Source organism: Erythrobacter tepidarius, assembly GCF_002155695.1.
GTDB lineage: Bacteria > Pseudomonadota > Alphaproteobacteria > Sphingomonadales > Sphingomonadaceae > Erythrobacter > Erythrobacter tepidarius.
Genome location: NZ_MUYJ01000003.1, coordinates 168,637 through 187,380, shown reverse-complemented (window position 1 = coordinate 187,380; position 18,744 = coordinate 168,637). Strand labels below are relative to the sequence as shown.

At 65.8% G+C, this 18,744-nt stretch carries 13 protein-coding genes and 1 tRNA gene; 7 read left to right on the top strand and 7 right to left on the bottom strand.

Annotated elements, in window-relative coordinates; translation table 11 throughout:
• The first annotated feature begins 131 nt into the window (after positions 1 to 131).
• From BZF61_RS03915 to alaS, 4 genes are all read left to right on the top strand, one after another.
• On the top strand, positions 132 to 686 hold the full coding sequence (locus tag BZF61_RS03915; RefSeq protein WP_086617337.1) for a DUF2062 domain-containing protein: 555 nt from the start codon (positions 132 to 134) through the stop codon (positions 684 to 686).
• Between the two features lie 106 nt (positions 687 to 792).
• On the top strand, positions 793 to 3,276 hold the full coding sequence (locus BZF61_RS03910) for a hybrid sensor histidine kinase/response regulator (protein WP_425429599.1): 2,484 nt from the start codon (positions 793 to 795) through the stop codon (positions 3,274 to 3,276).
• Positions 3,277 to 3,419: 143 nt separating this feature from the next.
• Entirely contained in the window at positions 3,420 to 4,487 is a 1,068-nt protein-coding gene (gene recA / locus BZF61_RS03905; RefSeq protein ID WP_086617336.1) for a recombinase RecA, read from the top strand.
• 261 nt (positions 4,488 to 4,748) lie between these two features.
• A complete protein-coding gene (alaS, locus tag BZF61_RS03900) occupies positions 4,749 to 7,406 on the top strand; it encodes an alanine--tRNA ligase (protein ID WP_086617335.1) in 2,658 nt (885 codons plus the stop codon).
• Here the strand turns inward: alaS and BZF61_RS03895 are convergent.
• The 5 genes from BZF61_RS03895 to cpdR form a co-directional block, all read right to left on the bottom strand.
• On the bottom strand, positions 7,403 to 9,178 hold the full coding sequence (locus BZF61_RS03895) for a cation:proton antiporter domain-containing protein (RefSeq protein ID WP_086617334.1): 1,776 nt from the start codon (positions 9,176 to 9,178) through the stop codon (positions 7,403 to 7,405). The two genes, alaS and BZF61_RS03895, sit on opposite strands and share 4 nt — an antisense overlap.
• Before the next feature lie 102 nt (positions 9,179 to 9,280).
• Complete coding sequence (locus BZF61_RS03890) at positions 9,281 to 10,504, bottom strand: NADP-dependent isocitrate dehydrogenase (protein WP_086617333.1); 1,224 nt, start codon at positions 10,502 to 10,504, stop codon at positions 9,281 to 9,283.
• Between the two features lie 184 nt (positions 10,505 to 10,688).
• Positions 10,689 to 12,221, bottom strand: a complete 1,533-nt coding sequence (locus BZF61_RS03885) for a helicase HerA domain-containing protein (protein WP_086617332.1) — start codon at positions 12,219 to 12,221, stop codon at positions 10,689 to 10,691.
• A gap of 141 nt (positions 12,222 to 12,362) precedes the next feature.
• Positions 12,363 to 12,437: transfer RNA gene (locus BZF61_RS03880), tRNA-Val, on the bottom strand.
• Positions 12,438 to 12,517: 80 nt separating this feature from the next.
• Positions 12,518 to 12,895, bottom strand: coding sequence for a cell cycle two-component system response regulator CpdR (gene cpdR / locus BZF61_RS03875; RefSeq protein WP_086617331.1), 378 nt, complete (start codon positions 12,893 to 12,895; stop codon positions 12,518 to 12,520).
• 126 nt (positions 12,896 to 13,021) lie between these two features.
• Between cpdR and BZF61_RS03870 the strand changes: the two genes are divergently transcribed.
• Positions 13,022 to 14,017 carry an N-formylglutamate amidohydrolase gene (locus tag BZF61_RS03870; protein WP_086617330.1) on the top strand — a complete coding sequence of 332 codons (996 nt, stop codon included), beginning with the start codon at positions 13,022 to 13,024 and terminating at the stop codon, positions 14,015 to 14,017.
• A 93-nt stretch (positions 14,018 to 14,110) separates the two neighbouring features.
• Here BZF61_RS03870 and BZF61_RS03865 read toward each other — a convergent pair whose 3' ends face one another.
• Together BZF61_RS03865 and BZF61_RS03860 are read right to left on the bottom strand one after the other, a co-directional pair.
• A complete protein-coding gene (locus BZF61_RS03865; protein WP_086617329.1) occupies positions 14,111 to 14,890 on the bottom strand; it encodes a SapC family protein in 780 nt (259 codons plus the stop codon).
• Between the two features lie 87 nt (positions 14,891 to 14,977).
• Entirely contained in the window at positions 14,978 to 16,432 is a 1,455-nt protein-coding gene (locus tag BZF61_RS03860) for an FAD-binding oxidoreductase (protein WP_086617328.1), read from the bottom strand.
• Positions 16,433 to 16,526: 94 nt separating this feature from the next.
• On the opposite strand from BZF61_RS03860, the gene BZF61_RS03855 reads away from it, so the two are divergent.
• Together BZF61_RS03855 and BZF61_RS03850 are read left to right on the top strand one after the other, a co-directional pair.
• Positions 16,527 to 17,165 carry a hypothetical protein gene (locus BZF61_RS03855; RefSeq protein WP_245804497.1) on the top strand — a complete coding sequence of 213 codons (639 nt, stop codon included), beginning with the start codon at positions 16,527 to 16,529 and terminating at the stop codon, positions 17,163 to 17,165.
• 143 nt (positions 17,166 to 17,308) lie between these two features.
• Positions 17,309 to 18,733, top strand: coding sequence for a DEAD/DEAH box helicase (locus BZF61_RS03850; protein WP_086617327.1), 1,425 nt, complete (start codon positions 17,309 to 17,311; stop codon positions 18,731 to 18,733).
• The last annotated feature ends 11 nt before the right edge of the window (positions 18,734 to 18,744 follow it).

The following is an 18,744-nucleotide window of genomic DNA, read 5'->3' as shown; positions in this document are numbered from 1 at the left end:
ATGGTGGCTGCGATGATTCCACGTTTCCCTTCCCTGCTTGATCCGGCGCTGGTGCGCGGTGTCGGAGTTCGTCCATGATCTGGCCTGCCTCGTCACGCCCAAGTCTCTCGAAACGCTCGAAGACCTGGGCGATGGACATCATCCGCAAGAACACGCCCACGCGCGAGGAAATGGCGAATAACAAGTATCTCGCACCGATCGCGCATCGCTTCCTCTCCCCGGAATTGTGGCGGTTTACCCGCCGTTCGGTTCCGCGCGGGGTCGCGCTCGGCCTGTTTGCCGCTTTCATCATTCCGGTTGGGCAGATTTTTCTCTCGGCTTTTCTTGCCCTGCCGATGCGTGCCAATGTGCCGCTGGCCGCCTTGCTGACCTTCGTCACAAATCCCTTCACGCTGCCCTTCTGGCTGGTGGTGGCCAATCGTATCGGCGAATTCCTGTTGCAATTCAACGTGGCGGGCGTCAGTCTTCCGGCTACCTCTGCCACAGATGGCTCGTGGGACATGCTGACCACCATCTACGAGCTGGGCGCGGCGACTTTGCTGGGCGGCGCGGTGCTGGCCTTGGTCGCACCGCTGCTCGGCTGGGTCATTTCCGGATGGGTGTGGCGCGCCGTGGTGGCGCGTAAACGCGCCCGGCGGTTGAGGGTAATGGAAGCGCGTCTCGACCAGCGCCTCGGCTCGGATTAGGAGGGCCCCTCGCACCGGCTCGCAGGGAGTCCGGCGCTTTGATCACACGACGGGAACACGCCGCTTGTCCGAGCCCATCCGCCGAGGTCTGAACCGCGTTGCCGCGATCGTCGACGAGCCGTCGGCCGTACGCGCTCCGGCCCCTTCTTCGAGCCTGCTGCTGGTGCTGGGCGGCGGGCTGGCGGCGAGCGCGGCGGTGCTGTTCTTTGCCACGTCGAGCTGGTTGGTGGCGCTCGCCTTTGTCCTCGGCGTCGCGGTGTTGCTCGGGGCTGGCCTGCTGCTGGATCGGCTCGGCGCGCCGCCCGCGCATGACGAACCCGCTTCGCCGGACTGGACCGTAACGGTCGCGGCGATCGAGCACAGCGGCGAGGCGATCGCCATCACCGATCGCGCCAACCGCCTGGTGTGCGCCAACAGCCTGTTCCTCGAACGCTTCGGGGCCGCTGCTGCGCCGCCCGCCCTGCCGTTCGGGCGTGAGGGGGTGGAGGCGCTCGCCCGGCTCGCACGCGATGCCTGGCGCGACGGAGCGGGGTCGCTGGATTCGCTGGCCGCGCCTGACGGTGAGACCGACTGGCAGATTTCCGCAAGACGAGCTGGTCGCGGCGATGATCATCTGGTCTGGCGGCTGCGTCCGCTGGTGCGGACCGTGACCACCGGCCTTGGCGCACTCGATTTGGCCGGGCCTTTCGGCAAGATGCTGAGCCGCGCCGGGATCGAGACAGCAATCACCACCGCCGACGGCGTGATCCGCGCGGTCAGCGCCGGCTTTGCCGAACGTGCCGCAGGCGACCAGCGCGCCACGCTGACCGGGCAGGACTTTGTCAGCTACCTGCGGATCGACGAGCGTGACCGGATATTCTTCGCCCGCGAGGGGCGCGGCGGCACTCCGCAGACGCTGGTCGATGTGCCGCTGATTGACCCCGAGATGCAGAACCAGCCGGTCGGGCCGGACGAGGCGACCTCGCTGATGTTGCTGATCGATAGCGGTGTCGGCATAGGTTCGGGCTTTGATGGCGCGGCGCAGGCCGGCTTGGCGCAGCTCGACGCGCTGCTTGGCCAGTTGCCGCTCGGCCTCGCCATGACCGACCGTGACGGGCGCTTCCTGTTCGGCAACGACGCCTTCCTGCGCGCGGTCGGCCGCGAGGGACGGGGGCTGCCCGCCTTCCCGACCGATCTGGTGGTGCGCGAGGACAAGGCGGCCTTGTCGGATGCCGTGCGTCGCCACGGGCGCGGGCCTGCCACCAGCGGCGATGTCGCGGTGCGGCTCGTCGCCAGCCCGGAAGAGCCGGTTTCGCTCGGGCTGGCCGGCGTGCGCGGGCTGGGCGAGGCGGCGGTGCTGCTCAGCCTTGCGGATTCCAGCCAGGAGAACCAGTTGCGCCGCCAGGTTGCGCAGGCAACCAAGATGCAGGCCGTGGGCCAGCTCGCCGGCGGGGTCGCGCACGACTTCAATAACGTACTGACCGCGATCATAGGCACCTGCGATCTGATGCTGCTGCGCCATATGCCCGGCGACAGCGACTATGACGACATCCAGCAGATCCGCGCCAATTCCAGCCGCGCGGCGGCGCTGACCCGCCAGCTGCTCGCCTTCTCGCGCCAGCAGACCTTGCGGCCCGAGATAATCCAGCTGCCGGACGTCGTGAGTGAGGTAAGCCCGCTGATCAAGCGCCTGCTCGGCGATAAGATTACCTTTTACGTGCAGCATGATCGCAACCTCGGCGCGGTGCGGGCCGATCCGCAGCAGCTCGAACAGGTGATCATGAACCTCGCGGTCAACGCCCGCGACGCGATCCAGTCGCGCGGGGACGGGCGCGGCCGGATCTCGCTGTTCACCCGCAGCCTGCATGCGACCGAGGTGGTGCAACTGGGATCCGAAGTGCTGCCCGCAGCTGATTACACCGTGCTGATCGTGCAGGACAATGGCGGGGGCATCCCGCCGCATGTCCTGCCCAAGCTGTTCGAGCCGTTCTTCACCACCAAGGAACAAGGCAAGGGCACGGGCCTTGGCCTTTCGACCGCCTACGGGATCGTCAAGCAGTCGGGCGGCTTCATCTTTGCCGACAACATCACCGACAAGAACGGTCAGCCCATGGGTGCCCGTTTCACCGTCTATCTCCCCGTGCACCGCGGCGAGGTGCCGAAAAAACGCGAGCTGAAGGCGCCGCTTGTCTCGTCGGAATGGTCGACTGGCGGCAAGGTGTTGCTGGTGGAAGACGAGGACATGGTCCGCGCGGTCGCCGAACGGGCGCTGGTGCGCGCCGGCTACGAGGTGAAGGCCTGCGCAGGCGGCGAAGAGGGTCTCGCCGCCATCGCCGACGCGGGCGCAGCTTTCGACATCGTCGTCAGCGATGTTATGATGCCGGGTATGGACGGCCCCACGATGGTTCGCGCGATCCGCGCCAGTTGTCCGAAAATCCCGGTGCTGTTCATGTCCGGCTATGCCGAGGAGCAGCTGCGCCGCGACATCGACATTCCCGACATGCACTTCATTGCCAAGCCGTTCAGCGTAGCCGCAATCGGGGACAAGGTCGCAGCCGTTCTGCGGCAGTCGCGCGCCGAGCAGGCCGAGGCCGACGCGATGCGGACGTGACCTCGGGCAAGCCTTTGCTGTGCCGGTAGGAAATTATTTTCCGTTCCCCTCTTGTTCCAAGAGAACAAATGCGATACATCGGCGTTCGCGATCGGTCGTCGAAAACTGGCGATCGTCTCTAGGCAAGCGAAGGAGCGCGTGCGATGGCTACCCAATTGAAGCTGGTTGAAGAGGACAGGAAAGCCGTGGATCGTCAGAAGGCTCTCGAGGCCGCACTCGCTCAGATTGATCGTGCCTTCGGCAAGGGTTCGGCGATGAGGCTGGGCCAGAAGGAAACCATGCAGGTCGAAGCGATCTCGACCGGCTCGCTCGGGCTCGACATTGCGCTCGGCGTCGGCGGCTTGCCCAAGGGGCGTGTGATCGAAGTCTTCGGCCCGGAAAGTTCAGGCAAGACGACGCTGGCGCTGCACGTGATCGCCGAAGCGCAGAAGGCGGGCGGCACCGCGGCCTTTGTCGATGCCGAACACGCGCTCGATCCGGTCTATGCCAAGAAGCTTGGCGTCAATATCGATGAACTGATCGTCTCGCAGCCCGATACCGGCGAACAGGCATTGGAGATAACCGACACGCTGGTGCGCTCGAACGCGATCGACGTGCTGGTGGTTGATTCGGTCGCAGCATTGGTTCCGCGCGCCGAAATCGAGGGCGAGATGGGCGATTCGCACGTGGGCCTTCAGGCCCGCCTGATGAGCCAGTCGCTGCGCAAGCTGACCGGCTCGATCAATCGCTCTAAATGCATGGTGATCTTCATCAACCAGCTGCGCATGAAGATTGGGGTGATGTACGGCAATCCGGAAACCACCACCGGCGGCAACGCGCTGAAGTTCTACGCCAGCGTGCGTCTCGACATCCGCCGCACCGGCCAGATCAAGGACCGTGACGAGATCATCGGCAACACCACCCGCGTGAAGGTGGTGAAGAACAAGGTCGCTCCGCCGTTCAAGCAGGTCGAATTCGACATCATGTATGGCGAGGGCATTTCCAAGATCGGCGAAATCCTCGATCTCGGCGTGAAGGCCGGTCTGATCGAGAAGTCGGGGAGCTGGTTCTCCTACGATTCGATCCGCATCGGCCAGGGCCGCGAGAACGCCAAGACCTATCTCAAGGAGAACCCGGAAGTTTGCGATCGCCTGGAAGCTGCAATCCGCAGCCGGACCGATGCGGTTGCCGGGGAGATGATGACAGGGCCGGACGCGGACCTCGAAGACTGATCCCCAAACGGGCGCATTGCCGGGGATCGTCCTGCTCCCCGCCCGTCCCAAGGGCGCCCGGAGAACCGGAAAGCCGGCGCAAGGCCTCTTGTCAGAGCCTCGCGCCGGCTTTTCGATCAAGCCTGGCAGATCGTTTGGCGCCGATTGCGAGCCGGATGCACCTGCGCTTGTGGAGCACGCGCCACACCCGAAGCCTGCGGTGAAGCGTGGCCTGTGCGCGCTCCATTGCCATCGCCTTCCGCATTGCCTAACTGCACGCCCATGAGCTCGACCAACGAAATCCGCCGTTCCTTCCTCGATTATTTCGGCAAGGCCGGTCACACCGTCACCCCGAGCGCACCGCTCGTGCCGTACAATGATCCGACGTTGATGTTCGTCAACGCCGGAATGGTGCCCTTCAAGAACGTGTTCACCGGCCTTGAGACCGCGGCGAGCCCGCGCGCGGCTTCCGCGCAGAAATGCGTGCGCGCCGGGGGCAAGCATAATGATCTCGACAATGTCGGCTACACGGCGCGGCATCACACCTTCTTCGAGATGCTCGGCAACTTCTCTTTCGGGGATTACTTCAAGGAGCAGGCGATTGAGCATGCCTGGACGCTGCTGACGCGCGAATGGGGCCTGCCCAAGGACAGGCTCACCGTCACCGTCTTTCACACCGACGATGAAGCCGCCGGCCTGTGGAAGCGCATCGCCGGTCTGCCCGATGAGCGGATCATCCGCATCGCCAGCTCGGACAATTTCTGGTCGATGGGTGACACCGGGCCGTGCGGTCCATGCTCGGAGATCTTCTACGATCACGGCGATCATATCTTCGGCGGCCCTCCGGGCAGCCCGGACGAGGACGGAGACCGCTTCGTCGAGATCTGGAACCTCGTGTTCATGCAATACGAGCAGCAGCCGGGCGGCAAGCGGATCGATCTGCCCAAGCCCTCGATCGACACCGGCATGGGCATCGAGCGTATCGCCGCTGTGCTGCAGGGCGTGCACGACAATTATGACTCCGACACCTTCAAGGCGCTGATCGCCGCGAGCGAACAGCTCACCGGCGTGGCCGCAAAGGGCGATTCCGCCGCCTCGCACCGCGTGATTGCCGATCACCTGCGATCCACCAGCTTTCTGATGGCTGACGGCGTGCTGCCTTCGAACGAGGGGCGCGGCTATGTGCTGCGCCGGATCATGCGCCGCGCCATGCGCCATGCGCACCTGCTTGGCGCCTCGGAGCCGCTCATGCATCGCCTCGTTCCCGCGCTGATTGCCGAGATGGGTTCGGCCTATCCCGAACTCGCACGCGGCCAGGCGCTGATCGAGGAAGTGCTCGAACGCGAGGAAACCCAGTTCCGCCGCACGCTCGACAAGGGTCTGAGGCTGCTTGACGAGGCGACCAGTGGTCTGGGCGAGGGCGGCGAGCTGGATGGCGAAGTGGCGTTCCGCCTCTATGACACTTACGGCTTTCCCTACGATCTCACCGAGGACGCGTTGCGCAATCGCGGGATCGGTGTGGACAAGGCCGGATTCGACGCCGCAATGGCGCGCCAGAAGGCCGCCGCCCGCGCCGCCTGGAAAGGATCGGGCGAGGCCGCTTCGGGAGAGGTGTGGTTCGACATCGCCGAGCGCGAGGGCGCGACCGAGTTCACCGGGTACACCGCCACCAGCGGCGAGGGCCGGGTGGTCGCGATCGTCAAGGGCGGAGTTGAAGTCGCCAGCGCATCGGCAGGTGATGAGGTCATCATTCTCACCAACCAGACCCCGTTTTACGGGGAAAGCGGCGGCCAGACCGGCGATGCCGGCACCATGGCAAGCCTCGCAGGTCTCAAGGCCACTGTCACCGATACTGCCAAGCCGCTCGGCCGGCTCCACGCGCATCATGTGCGCATCGACGCCGGATCGGTGGCGGTGGGGGACAGCGTCCAGCTTGACGTCGACGTCGCCCGGCGCGATCGCATCCGCGCCAACCACTCGGCCACCCACCTCGTTCACGCGGCGCTGCGTAACCGCCTCGGCGGACACGTGACCCAGAAGGGCAGCATGGTCGCGGAAGACCGCCTGCGCTTTGATTTCTCGCACCCGGTTGCGCTCACGCCTGAGGACATTGCCGCGATTGAGGCCGAAGTGAACGCGGAAATCCGAGCAAACGTGACCGTGTCGACCCGCCTGATGACTCCCGAAGATGCCGTCGCGGCGGGTGCGCTGGCCCTGTTCGGCGAGAAGTATGGCGATGAAGTGCGCGTGCTGGCGATGGGCCGCGTCGGCAAGGATGGCCGCAGCTACTCGGTCGAGCTGTGCGGCGGCACGCATGTCCGCGCCACCGGCGATATCGGCATCTTCCGCATCGTGTCGGAAAGTGCCGTTGCCTCGGGCGTGCGCCGGATCGAGGCTCTGACCGGCGAGGTCGCGCGGCAGTGGCTGGTCGCTCGTGAGGAGGCCTTGAAGGCGGCGGCTGGGGTGATCCGTTCGACCCCTGAGGAAGTCCCGAGCCGCCTCGCCGCGCTGATGGACGAGCGCAAGCGGCTGGAAAAGGAGCTGGCCGAGGCCAAGAAGGCGCTGGCGCTGAGCGGCGGGAATCGGGGCGGAGGCGCTGCGAGCGCTGACGAGACAATCGCGGGTGTGACCTTCAGCGGGCAGGTGCTCGAAGGACTCGATCCCAAGGAACTTCGCCCTCTGCTCGATGCGGCCAAGCGGCGCTTGGGCAGCGGGGTCGCGGCAGTGATCGCGGTCAATGATGGCAAGGCGAGCATCGCCGCGGCGGTGACCGACGATCTGACCGGGCGTTTCAGTGCGGTCGATCTGGTGCGCGCCGGGGTTGAGGCACTGGGCGGCAAGGGCGGCGGCGGTCGGCCCGACATGGCGCAGGGCGGTGGGCCCAATGGCGACAAGGCAGACGAGGCGCTGGCGGCGGTCAAGGCGGCGATGGCCGCCTAGCTCGTCCGCTCGTGCAGGCCCGCGCTTTTGAGCTTGGGCCTCTCGCTCAGTCCCCCCTCGCGTTCGAGCTGTTCGCGAAATTCATCGCGCTTGGCGTGGATCGAGGCGATCACCGGGCCCATCGGGATGCCGATGTCGACCAGCACCGCCTCTGACAGCTGAAGCGAGCTTTCGAGCGTTTCCGGCACGGCATGGCTGGCGCCGGCGCGGTAGAGCGCAGCGGCATGATCCGTATCGCGCGCACGAGCGACGATCAGCAGGTCGGGATAGGCCTGGCGCAGCTTGGCCACCAGCCGCTGGGCCAGCACCGGTTCATCCATCGTCAGCACCACCGCTGGCGCGTTCGCAGCGCCCATGCGGGTCAGCGTGCCGCGCCGCCCGGCGTCGCCAAAGACCGCACGATAGCCATCGCGCTTGGCCCGGTCGATCAGATCGGGGTTCGAATCGATCATCACATAGGGCTGGCCGTGGGTCTGCATCATGTCCGCGACCAGCCGCCCGACCCGTCCGCCGCCGACGATGATGGTGCGCCCCTCGGTGTTGTCCTCGTCGGCAGGTGTCGCCGCGACCGGCTCGACCCTGCGGGCGATCACCTGGCCCAGCTTGGCCAGCAGCGGGGTGATGGTAAGGCCGATGGCAGTGACGGTCTGCCAGAATTGTGCCGTCTCACCGTCGATCACCAGCGCCGCCGTGGCCGCCGAAAGCACGATCAGGCTGGTCTCGCTCGGAGATGCCATCATCATTCCGGTTTCGGCCGCGGTGCTGCGCCGCGCGCCCATCAGCCGCAGCAGGATGCCGGTGACCAGCGCCTTGAAGGTCAGGACCCCCACCACCGCCAGGGTCAGCGCGCCGATCTGCGCTCCGATCTCGACCAGATTGATGCTCATGCCGACGGTGATCAGGAACACCCCGAGCGCAAGGCCTTTGAATGGCTCCATGATCAGTTCGACTTCGGTGTGATATTCGGTCTCGGCGATCAGCAGGCCCGCGATCAGTGCGCCAACGATCGGCGAGAGCCCGACAAGCGCGGTGGATAGGCTCGCGCCGATCACCACCAGCAGCGAGGCCGCGAGAAACAGCTCCGGGTTCTTGGTGCGCGCGGCCTGCGCAAACAAATGGGGCAGGACAAAGCGCCCTGCGACCAGCAGCAGCGCGATCACCAGCCCGCCTTGCCAAAGCGTGTCGATCAGGCCTTCCCAGCCTTCGCTCCTGGCATTGGGGGCCAGCGCGCCAAGGATGAAGATGATCGGGACGATCATGATGTCCTCGAACAGCAGCATCGACAGTGCCGCGCGCCCCACCGGCGTGCGGGTGCCTGAGATCGGCAGCACGATCGCGGTCGAGGAAAAGGCGAGCGCAAAGCCCAGCGCCAGTGCCGCTTTCCAGCCGAGCATGCCGCTCAGGCCGAGAAAGGCGGCAAGCGAGAAACCTATGATGATCAGCTCCAGCGCGCCGAGACCGAACACCAGCTTGCGCAGCTGCCACAGGCGGTTGAACGACAGTTCCAGTCCGATCGCGAACAAAAGCAGGACGATGCCGAAATCGGCAAAGGGCGTCAGCCTATCCGGCCTGGTAATTGTGATGTATTCGAGCCACGCCATCCGTTCGACCAGCGAGCCTAGCCCATAGGGGCCGACCAGCACCCCGATGAGGATGAAACCGATGATCGGGGTGATGCGGAAGCGGGCGAAGACCGGGATGACAATGCCAGCCGCCCCGAGAATCACGAGCGCGTCCGAAAGGACGGGAGAAAGGGTCAGTTCGCCAGCCATGCCCAAGGCTTAACGGAGCGCGGCAGGGCTGTCACCAGCGCCGAGCCATTAAACTGCCGGGCGGGCTTGCATCCGCCCGGCTTTCCTTTGGCGGCAGGGGTATCAGGCCCAGCCAGCCATTTGCTGTTCGAGGTTGTGGACGATCGTCTCGAAAAACTGCTCGGTGGTCTGCCATGCCTGGTTGGGGCCGATCAACAGCGCGAGATCCTTGGTCATGTTGCCGCTCTCGACCGTGGTGATGCAGACCTTCTCTAGCGTCTCGGCGAAACGCACCACATCGGGGGTGCCGTCGAACTTGCCGCGGTACATCAGCCCGCGGGTCCAGGCGAAGATCGAGGCAATCGGATTGGTCGAGGTCGCCTTGCCCTGCTGGTGCTGGCGGTAATGGCGGGTGACAGTGCCGTGCGCCGCCTCGGCCTCGACGGTCTTGCCGTCCGGGGTCATCAGCACCGAGGTCATCAGGCCGAGCGAGCCGAAGCCCTGCGCCACGGTGTCCGACTGCACGTCGCCGTCGTAGTTCTTGCAGGCCCAGACGAATTTGCCGCTCCACTTGAGGGCGCTGGCGACCATGTCGTCGATCAGGCGATGTTCGTAGACCATGCCCTTTTCCTTGAACTTTTCGGCAAAGCCTTCGGTGTCGAACACTTCCTGGTACAGGTCTTTGAAGCGCCCGTCATAGGCCTTCATGATGGTGTTCTTGGTGGAGAGATAGACCGGCCAGCCCAGCGCGAGACCGTAGTTGAAGCTGGCGCGGGCGAAGTCGCGGATCGAATCGTCGAGGTTGTACATCGCCATCGCCACACCGGCGCTGGGGAAGTCGAAGACGTCGAGATCGATCTTGGTGCCGTCCTCGCCGTCGAACACCAGCCGCAGCTTGCCCGGGCCAGGGATGCGGGTGTCGGTGGCGCGGTACTGGTCGCCGAAGGCATGGCGGCCCACCACGATCGGATCGGTCCAGCCTGGCACCAGGCGCGGGACATTGTCGATCACGATCGGCTCGCGGAACACCACGCCGCCCAGAATGTTGCGGATCGTGCCGTTGGGGCTCTTCCACATCTTCTTCAGGCCGAATTCCTCGACGCGCTGCTCGTCGGGGGTGATGGTGGCGCACTTCACCCCGACACCGTACTGCTTGATCGCATTGGCGGAATCGACCGTCACCTGATCGTCGGTCGCATCGCGGTTCTCGATCGAGAGGTCGTAATATTTGAGGTCGATGTCGAGGTAGGGCAGGATCAGACGCTCGCGGATCCACTGCCAGATGATCCGGGTCATCTCGTCGCCGTCAAGCTCGACGACCGGGTTTACCACCTTGATTTTCTGCATTCTTGTAATGCCCCATTCTCATCGCCCGTCCGCGGGCGGCCTGTGAGTGAACAGGATGTCGTGAAAGATCCCGCGCGGGCTTTAGCAGAGGAGGGCGTGGTTGCAAGCGGGCGGCCTGCCGGAGGAACCGCAATTGATTTGCAAACACTGCAACAGCCGGTCGAAGCGGTCGAACGGCGCCGAGTCAGGAGGCAAGGACGATGCGGCTCTGCTCGGCGCGCCATTTTTCGACGCCCGGCACGGTGATGCTGCGCTCTCCGCCGAAGCCCTCGCGCACCACGATCAGGCCCACCCGTTCGAGGTGGTCCAACAGGCGGCGAACCCGGCTCGGGCTGGCGCTGCCATAGAGCCGCGCGAGATCCTCCTCGTGCGGCATGGGATCGCCGGTTGCTGCCGCGATCACCAGCGCAAGATAGGGGGCAAGCACATCCTCTTCGACCTGCGCCGCCAGTTCCACCACCAGACTGCGCATAGGTGGCTCCAGCCGTTCGACCCCGGCCAGCGCGAAGGCGAACAGGCGGCGGAAGGCGGCGAGATCGACATGGGCGCTGGGAATGCCGCGCTGACGGCAGCGGATCGCGAAATCCCGGAACAGGGCGGTTGCGGAACGGAAGGTCGCGCCCTCGCTGGCGGCGAGTTCGCCTACCACCGCGGCGATCCCGTCTTCGGCTAGGGCCGGCATCGCCGTGCTGGCCGGCCCGGGCGGGACAGGTACGGGCGGATCCTGATCCACCGCACGCAGCACGGGTGGGGCGGGCGGCATCGGGGGCAGGGCCGGGGCTGATGACAGCGCATGCTCGATCTCGCGGGCCGGGCGCGCAGGCGGAGCAGGGGCGCGCGGCGCGGGCTCGCGGGCGGCATCGGCAAGCCTGTCGGTCAGCAGGGCTTGCATCGTCTCGCCCGGCGCGTCGGGCAGCGGGATCAGGCCTTGCCCGGCCGCCTTGGTGCCGGTCTGCACCGAACCGACATTGACCGCGACCGGCCGCCGGGAAATCGCCGGACCGAGTCCCAGAAACTGACCGCGCTGGAGATCGCGGATGCGCTCGGCCTGCCGCCGATCCATGCCCAGCAGGTCGGCGGCGCGCTGCATGTCGATATCGAGGAAGGTGCGCCCCATCAGGAAGTTCGAGGCTTCGGCGGCAACATTCTTGGCCAGCTTGGCGAGGCGTTGGGTGGCGACGATTCCGGCAAGCCCGCGTTTGCGCCCGCGGCACATCAAGTTGGTCATCGCCGCGAGCGTCAGCCGGCGGGTCTCGTCATTGATCTCGCCCGCGGCCGCCGGCGCGAACATCTGTGCCTCATCGACCACCACCAGTGCAGGATACCAGTGCTCGCGCGGGGCATCGAACAGCGCGGCGAGGAACAGCGCGGCGCAGCGGAGCTGCGCTTCGACCTCAAGCTCCTCCAGCGACAGCACGACCGACGCGCGGTGCTGGCGCACACGCGCGGCGAGGGTTTCGACTTCACGTGGGGAATAGGCCGCGGCGTCGATAACGACATGGCCGAAGTGATCGGCAAGGGTCACGAAATCGCCCTCCGGGTCGATCACCACCTGCTGCACCAGCCCGGCGCACTCCTCCAGCAGGCGACGCAGCAGGTGCGATTTGCCCGAGCCCGAATTGCCCTGCACCAGCAGGCGCGTGGCCAGCAGCTCCTCGAGATCGATGAAGATGCTCTGCCCGCTGGCATCGCGGCCGATGTCGATTTGTGCGCTCACGCCTTCAGGCTTAGGCAGGCAGCCACGCGCCGCAAAGGCGGGCGGCAGAGTTTTCCAGTGTTGTGGCGAGCAACCGGCGCGCCCGGTCGCAGACAAAGAAAAACCTCGCGAACCCCTTGGAGTTGCGAGGCTTTTCTGAGATGGTGGGCGTAGCAAGGATTGAACTTGCGACCCCTACGATGTCAACATAGTGCTCTACCACTGAGCTATACGCCCGCACCATCGCACCGCGTCCTCTCGAACGCGGAGCGGCCATTTATCGCAGCACTCGCCAAGGTGCAAGCGATTCGGCTTGGCTAGCTCGCCTCCTCGAACACCCGTTCCACTTCCAGCACCAGATCGCGCAGGTGGAAGGGCTTGGACAGCACCCTGGCCGCCGGCTGTTCGCGGCTGGCGCGCAAGCTGACCGCGGCAAAGCCGGTGATGAACATCACCTTGGTGCGCGGGGAAATTTCGGCACAACGCTGCGCGAGTTCGATACCGTCCATTTCCGGCATGACGATGTCCGACAGCAGGAGATCGAAATCGCCGGTCTCGAGCAGGGGGATTGCGTCGGTGCCGCGGTCGACCGCGCTCACGCGGTAACCCGCATTGGTCAGCGCGCGTTCGAGATAGGTGCGCATCGCCTCTTCGTCTTCGGCGAGCAGGATGTGCGGGGTCTTGGTCGAAGTCATGGGGCAGGGTTCTAGCACTATCGGTTTAAGAAATCTTTTTCCGGCGCGCCGTTTGCCGGCGTAAGTCGCCTGCGGCTGACGATCAGGCTTTGACAGAGGGCTGCAAAGGCGGCAGCAAGGCAGCCGATGTTTCCCGCTTCCTCCGGCTCCCGCAATCCTGCCAGCGCCTCAGACGGCGGTCTGAGGCGTATCAACGGCGGGCGTGTGCCGGGGCTGGAGGGCATGTCTGCCTTCACCTTCGTTGCCCCCAGGCAGACGCGCCTGCCGGTGCTGATCGCGGTGCCGCACGCCGGCCGTGCCTATCCGCCGGAGGTGCTGGAGCGGATGCGCGACCCGCGAGGGGCGCAATTGCGGCTGGAAGATCGGCTGGTGGACCGGCTCGGCCGGATGATCGCGCAGGCGACCGGGGCGGGGCTGCTGGTGGCCCACGCGCCGCGCGCGCTGCTTGATCTCAACCGCGCCGAAGACGACATCGATTGGGACATGGTCGAGGGTGGGCGGCCGGAAGACATCGCACCGATGCGGCTCTCGGGCGGGCAGGGCAGCAACCGGCGTGCGCGCAGCGGGCTGGGTCTGGTGCCGCGCCGCTTGCCGGGCACCGGCGAGATCTGGCGCGGGCGTCTGCCGCGCGCCGAACTCTGGGCGCGGATTGCCGGTATCCACCGTGCCTATCATGCCTTTCTCGGCGAGGAACTGGCGCGGATGCGCAAGGCCTGGGGCGCGGCGCTGCTGATCGATCTGCATTCGATGCCGCCCTTGCGTCCGGCCGAGGGCGAGGACGATGCCCCGCGGATCGTGCTGGGCGACCGGTTCGGCGTATCGTGCCACCACGGCCTGGTCGGCACCGCGCTGCGGCACCTTGCTGCGCAAGGCTGCGCCGCCACGCAGAACCGGCCCTATTCGGGCGGCTACGTGCTCGATCGCCACGGCGCCCCGGACAAGGGTATCCACGCGATGCAGGTCGAGGTGTGTCGCGCGGCCTATCTCGACCGGTGCCTCGCCGAGCCGGGCGAAGGGATGGCGGCCATGGCAGGGATTCTTGCCGGTCTGGTGCGGGTGATGGGCGCCGAAACCGCACTGATGGGCAGCGGCGGCGAACCGATCCTGCAAGCCGCCGAGTAGTCGCCCGGCACAACCGGAAACGGGCGGCCCCATGAAGCGAGACCGCCCGTCGCTTTGTGCTGGACAAGGCGTCCCGCCGAAGGGCCGAAACGATCAGTTGGTCGCCGCAGGCACCGCCGGCATCTTGCCTTGCATAACCTGACGCTCGAACAGGGTTCGCATCAGGTTGAGCGAGAACAGATGCGCGTGGATCAGGATCAGCATTCCGTTCTTGTTCAGCGTATCGAGCGTTTCGATCGGCAGATTGCGCAGCTTTTCCTCGTTGACCATCTGGAAGCCGCGATAGATGAAGGGCTTGTCCGGCTGATCGTTGCGGGTGATCGCGATCTCGCCATCCATCAGGATGTCGAGCTTCTTGAGCTCTTCCATGAACTGCTTGGTGCGCTGGCCGGCCTCCTCAAAACGGCGGCAAAATTCGAGCACGCCCTGGGTGTATTCGGTCGGCTTGGCTTCACCATCGAACAGCGCCTGGCCTTCGTCGAACTTGCCGATCACGCCGCAGGTCGGATCGAAGCACAGCGACAATTCATCCGTGTCCGGACGCAGCTTCGCGAGCATGAAGGGATAGCGGCGCGCATAGGCCGGGACATAGACAAGCGTGTTCAGCTTGTTGTCGTCACCCATGAAAGTGTTGACCCCTTCATTAAGGCCGAACAGCGCGATCGGCAGGGGATTGTCACCGGCAGTGAAAACGATCGGGAAGTGGCGCTGCGCATCGATGAACTCGTCGCTGGTCAGCGGCACGGCATGGGTCTGGGCAAGGAACGAGGCGTCCTCCATCGTCGTCACCTTCCAGTCCCCATGGTCGCGGCTGTTGAGCGGCATCAGATCCTTGTAGAACAGCGGAAGTTGCGGTTGCGGCGCGCTGGCCATGAATTGGTCTCCGAAAATTTGCGGTTGTGTTCGATCCCTGTGGCAGGGCTCGCCCGCCGGACGGGCGGCCTGTAGGCGTTTGCGGCCCTAGGTGCAAGCCGCAGGGGGCACCGTCACCAGCTTGCCGGGGTTGAGCAGGCCGAGCGGATCGAGTGCGCGCTTCACCGCGTGCATCAGCCCCAGCGCCACCGGATCGTGCAGCCGGGCCAGCTCCGCCACCTTCATCTGTCCGATCCCGTGTTCCGCGCTGATCGAGCCGCCCCATTGCGTGACCAGATCATGAACCTGCGCGCTGATCGCCTTGCCGTGCGATTCCTCCCATTCGCCGCGCACTGCGCCCGGTGGAGCGAGAACGTGAAAATGCACATTGCCATCGCCCAGGTGCCCAAAGGCGACTGCCTGCGTGCCGGGGAAGGCGGATTCGATCGCCGGGCTGGCGGCAAGGATGAATTCGGGCATCTTCTCGACCGGGACCGAGATGTCGTGCTGCATCGCCGGGCCGATCGCGCGTTCGGCTGCGGAGATGGAATCGCGCAAGGTCCAGAAAGCCTCGGCCTGCCTGTCATTGGCGGCGATCACGGCATCCTCGATCAGCCCCTCCGCCAGCGCAGCGGCGAGGCTGGTTTCGAGCCTGTCGCGCAAGGCTGCGCTGTCGGCGCTGGCCGAGACGCACTCGATCAGTGCGTTCCATGCGTGCGCCGCTTGCAGCGGCGCGCGGGCCGCCGGCAGGTGAGCGAGCACGGCGTCGAGACAGTGCGCCGGCACCACCTCGAAGCCTTCGAGCGCCTCGCCCATGTCACGTTCGACCCGGCGCAGCAGGCTGCGGGCGTCCACGATCCCGCCGAGCCCGACCCATGCCGTCACCCGTCCGACCGGCGCGGGCAGCAGCCGCAGCGTCGCCGCGGTGACGATCCCGAGCGTGCCTTCCGAGCCGATCAGCAACTGCTTGAGATCGAACCCGCGATTGTCCTTCTTGAGCGGGGTGAGCGCATCGAACACCGAGCCGTCGGCCAGCACCGCCTCCAGCCCCAGCACTTGCGCGCGCATCGTGCCGTGGCGCAGCACCTGTGTGCCCCCGGCGTTGGTCGACACCAGCCCGCCGATGGTGGCCGAGCCCTTGCCGCCGAGCGTGAGCGGGAAGCGTGTGCCCGCAGCCTCCGCCGCCTCGTGCAGGGTCTGGAGGATCACGCCTGCCTCGCACACCGCCATTCCGGCGGTGGCATCGAGGCTGCGGATCGCGTCCATCCGGCGCAATGAGAGGATGATCGCGGTGCCGGTATCGTCCGGGGTCGCGCCGCCCGCCATGCCGCTGTTGCCACCCTGTGGCACGATCGGAACCCGGTGTGCGGCGCACAGCTTGACCAGCGCGGCGACCTCATCGGTCGAGGCCGGCGAGGCCAGCGCCAGCGCGCGTCCGGTATAACGTCCGCGCCAGTCGGTCAGCCAGGCGGCCATGCGTTCCGGATCGGTTGTCAGTCCGCGCGGTCCGAGCAGCGCGGCGGCTTGATCGAGAAATGCGGCGGGCGAGGGGTGAGACATCATTGTTGCGGCCATGCCACAGTCTGCATCGAATGTGCCAGTGCTTTTGCGCCATCCCTGCGCGAGTTAAGCAGGGGTTCAATTGCCGGCCTTAGGCATGATAATTCACGCCCTGCGCTGTTTGTTCGCTCGCCTCGCCAAGGAGAAGGCCCCTTTCGTCATGCGCCACCTCTTCGCCCTGACCGTGCCGTTCGCGGCGCTGCTGCCGATGGCGGCGGGGGCTGGCGTGCCTGCGCCAGACGACAGGGTGCCGAGCATGGCTTCGGCCGCGGCCCGGCAAGGCGATCTGGCCGCGCTTGATGATCTGGCGCAGATCAACCCGCTTGCCGCCTTGCAAGGCCAGCTCAGTTTGCAGCAAGTGCGGATCGAACAGCGCGTGGTGGTGCGGATCGTCCCGACCTCGCCCCTGACGCGGCAAAGCCTGATGGCCGAACTGCCCCAGCGCGCGATGCCGCCGCGCTTCGAGGAAGCGCGCAAGGAGAAATGCGTGCCGCTCGAAGGGATCGCCGGCGTGCAGACTGGCAGCGGCAACCGGCTGGTGCTGTTCTTGCGGGATCGCCGGATGCTTTCGGTGAACCTCGAAAAATCGTGCCGCGCCCGCGACTTTTATTCGGGCTTCTATGTCGAGCGCAACGAGGATGGCCGGCTGTGTGTCGAGCGCGACAAGCTCCAGTCGCGCACCGGCGTGCGCTGCGAGGTGGAATCGATGCGTCGGCTGGTCGAGGTGCGTGACTGAACAAGCGCACCAGCGCCGCGGTTCCTTGACTTTTGCCCCCGATTGAGAGAGAGGCCGGCGGGGCCTGCTCTGCGTCTGCAACGTGTGCCGGCCAGCAATCCCGGCAGCAACCCTGCCCGCTATTCTCGGACACCACACAGCGCATGACCTTCGCCGATCTCGGCCTTTCGCCCGAATTGCTCAAAGCCGTGGAGGACGCAGGCTACACCACGCCGACCGCGATCCAGGCACAGGCAATCCCGGCCGTGCTGATGATGAAGGATCTGATAGGCATCGCCCAGACCGGCACCGGCAAAACGGCCAGCTTCGTCTTGCCGATGATCGACGTGATGGCTGCCGGGCGTCGCCGTGCGCTGATGCCGCGCTCGCTGATCCTCGAGCCGACCCGCGAACTGGCCGTACAGGTTGCCGAGAACTTCGAGAAATACGGGAAGAACCACGATCTCAAGATGGCGCTGCTGATCGGCGGCGTGCAGATGGGCGATCAATTGAAGGCCCTATCCGATGGCGTTGACGTGCTGATCGCCACCCCGGGCCGGCTGATGGACCTGTTCGAACGCGGCAAGATCCTTTTGAACGGCTGCGAGCTGCTGGTGATCGATGAGGCCGACCGAATGCTCGACATGGGGTTCATCCCCGACATCGAGTTCATCTGCTCCAAGCTCCCCGAAACCCGCCAGACCATGCTCTTTTCGGCAACGATGCCGGCGCCGATCGAAAAGCTGGCAAAGAAGTTTCTGAACAATCCCAAGCGCATCGAAGTCAGCCGTGCGGCTTCGACCAATGCTGATATCACCGCCTTTAAGGTGCCGGTGACATCGCGTTCCAAGCGCGAGACACTGCGCTGGTTGCTCGAAAACGACCTGGTTGAAACCGCGATCATCTTCGCCAACAGGAAGACCACGGTGCGCGAGCTCAACCAGAGCCTCAAGCGCCACGGCTTCAAGTCGGGCGAGATCCACGGCGATATGGATCAGACCTCGCGTCTCAAGGAGCTCGAACGGTTCAAGGCGGGCGAGGTCAACATCCTCGTGGCCTCCGACGTCGCTGCGCGCGGGCTCGATATCAAGGGCGTAAGCCACGTTTTCAACTTCGACACTCCGTGGCACCCGGACGATTATGTCCACCGCATTGGCCGCACGGGCCGCGCCGGGGCAAAGGGCCGCGCCTTCACCTTCGTCACCGAAGAGGACGCCGAGGCGATCGCCAATATCGAGAAGCTCACCGGCAGTGTGATCAAGGTGTTCGGCAAGGAAGATGTGCGCGTCGATCTCGGCGAAGTCATCGCCCGTGCCCAAGCCGCCAAGGCAAAGGCCCCGCGCGAGCAAGGCGAGGAGCGGCCCGAGCGCGAGACCGCGCGCAAGCCCCGCCGGGCGCGCAAGGACAGCGAGGAGCCTGCGCCGCGCGAGGAGCGTCCGCGCGGCGACAAATCCACCCCGCGGACCGACCGTGTGACCGCGAGCGACGATCGCAAGTCGCCCCGCCGTTATCCCGAGGACGACGAGCCGGTGCCCGCCGGCGAATGGAACGGCCCGCGCCCGTCCTTCCTCGACGTTGGCTTCCGCTGAGGCTTAACGCT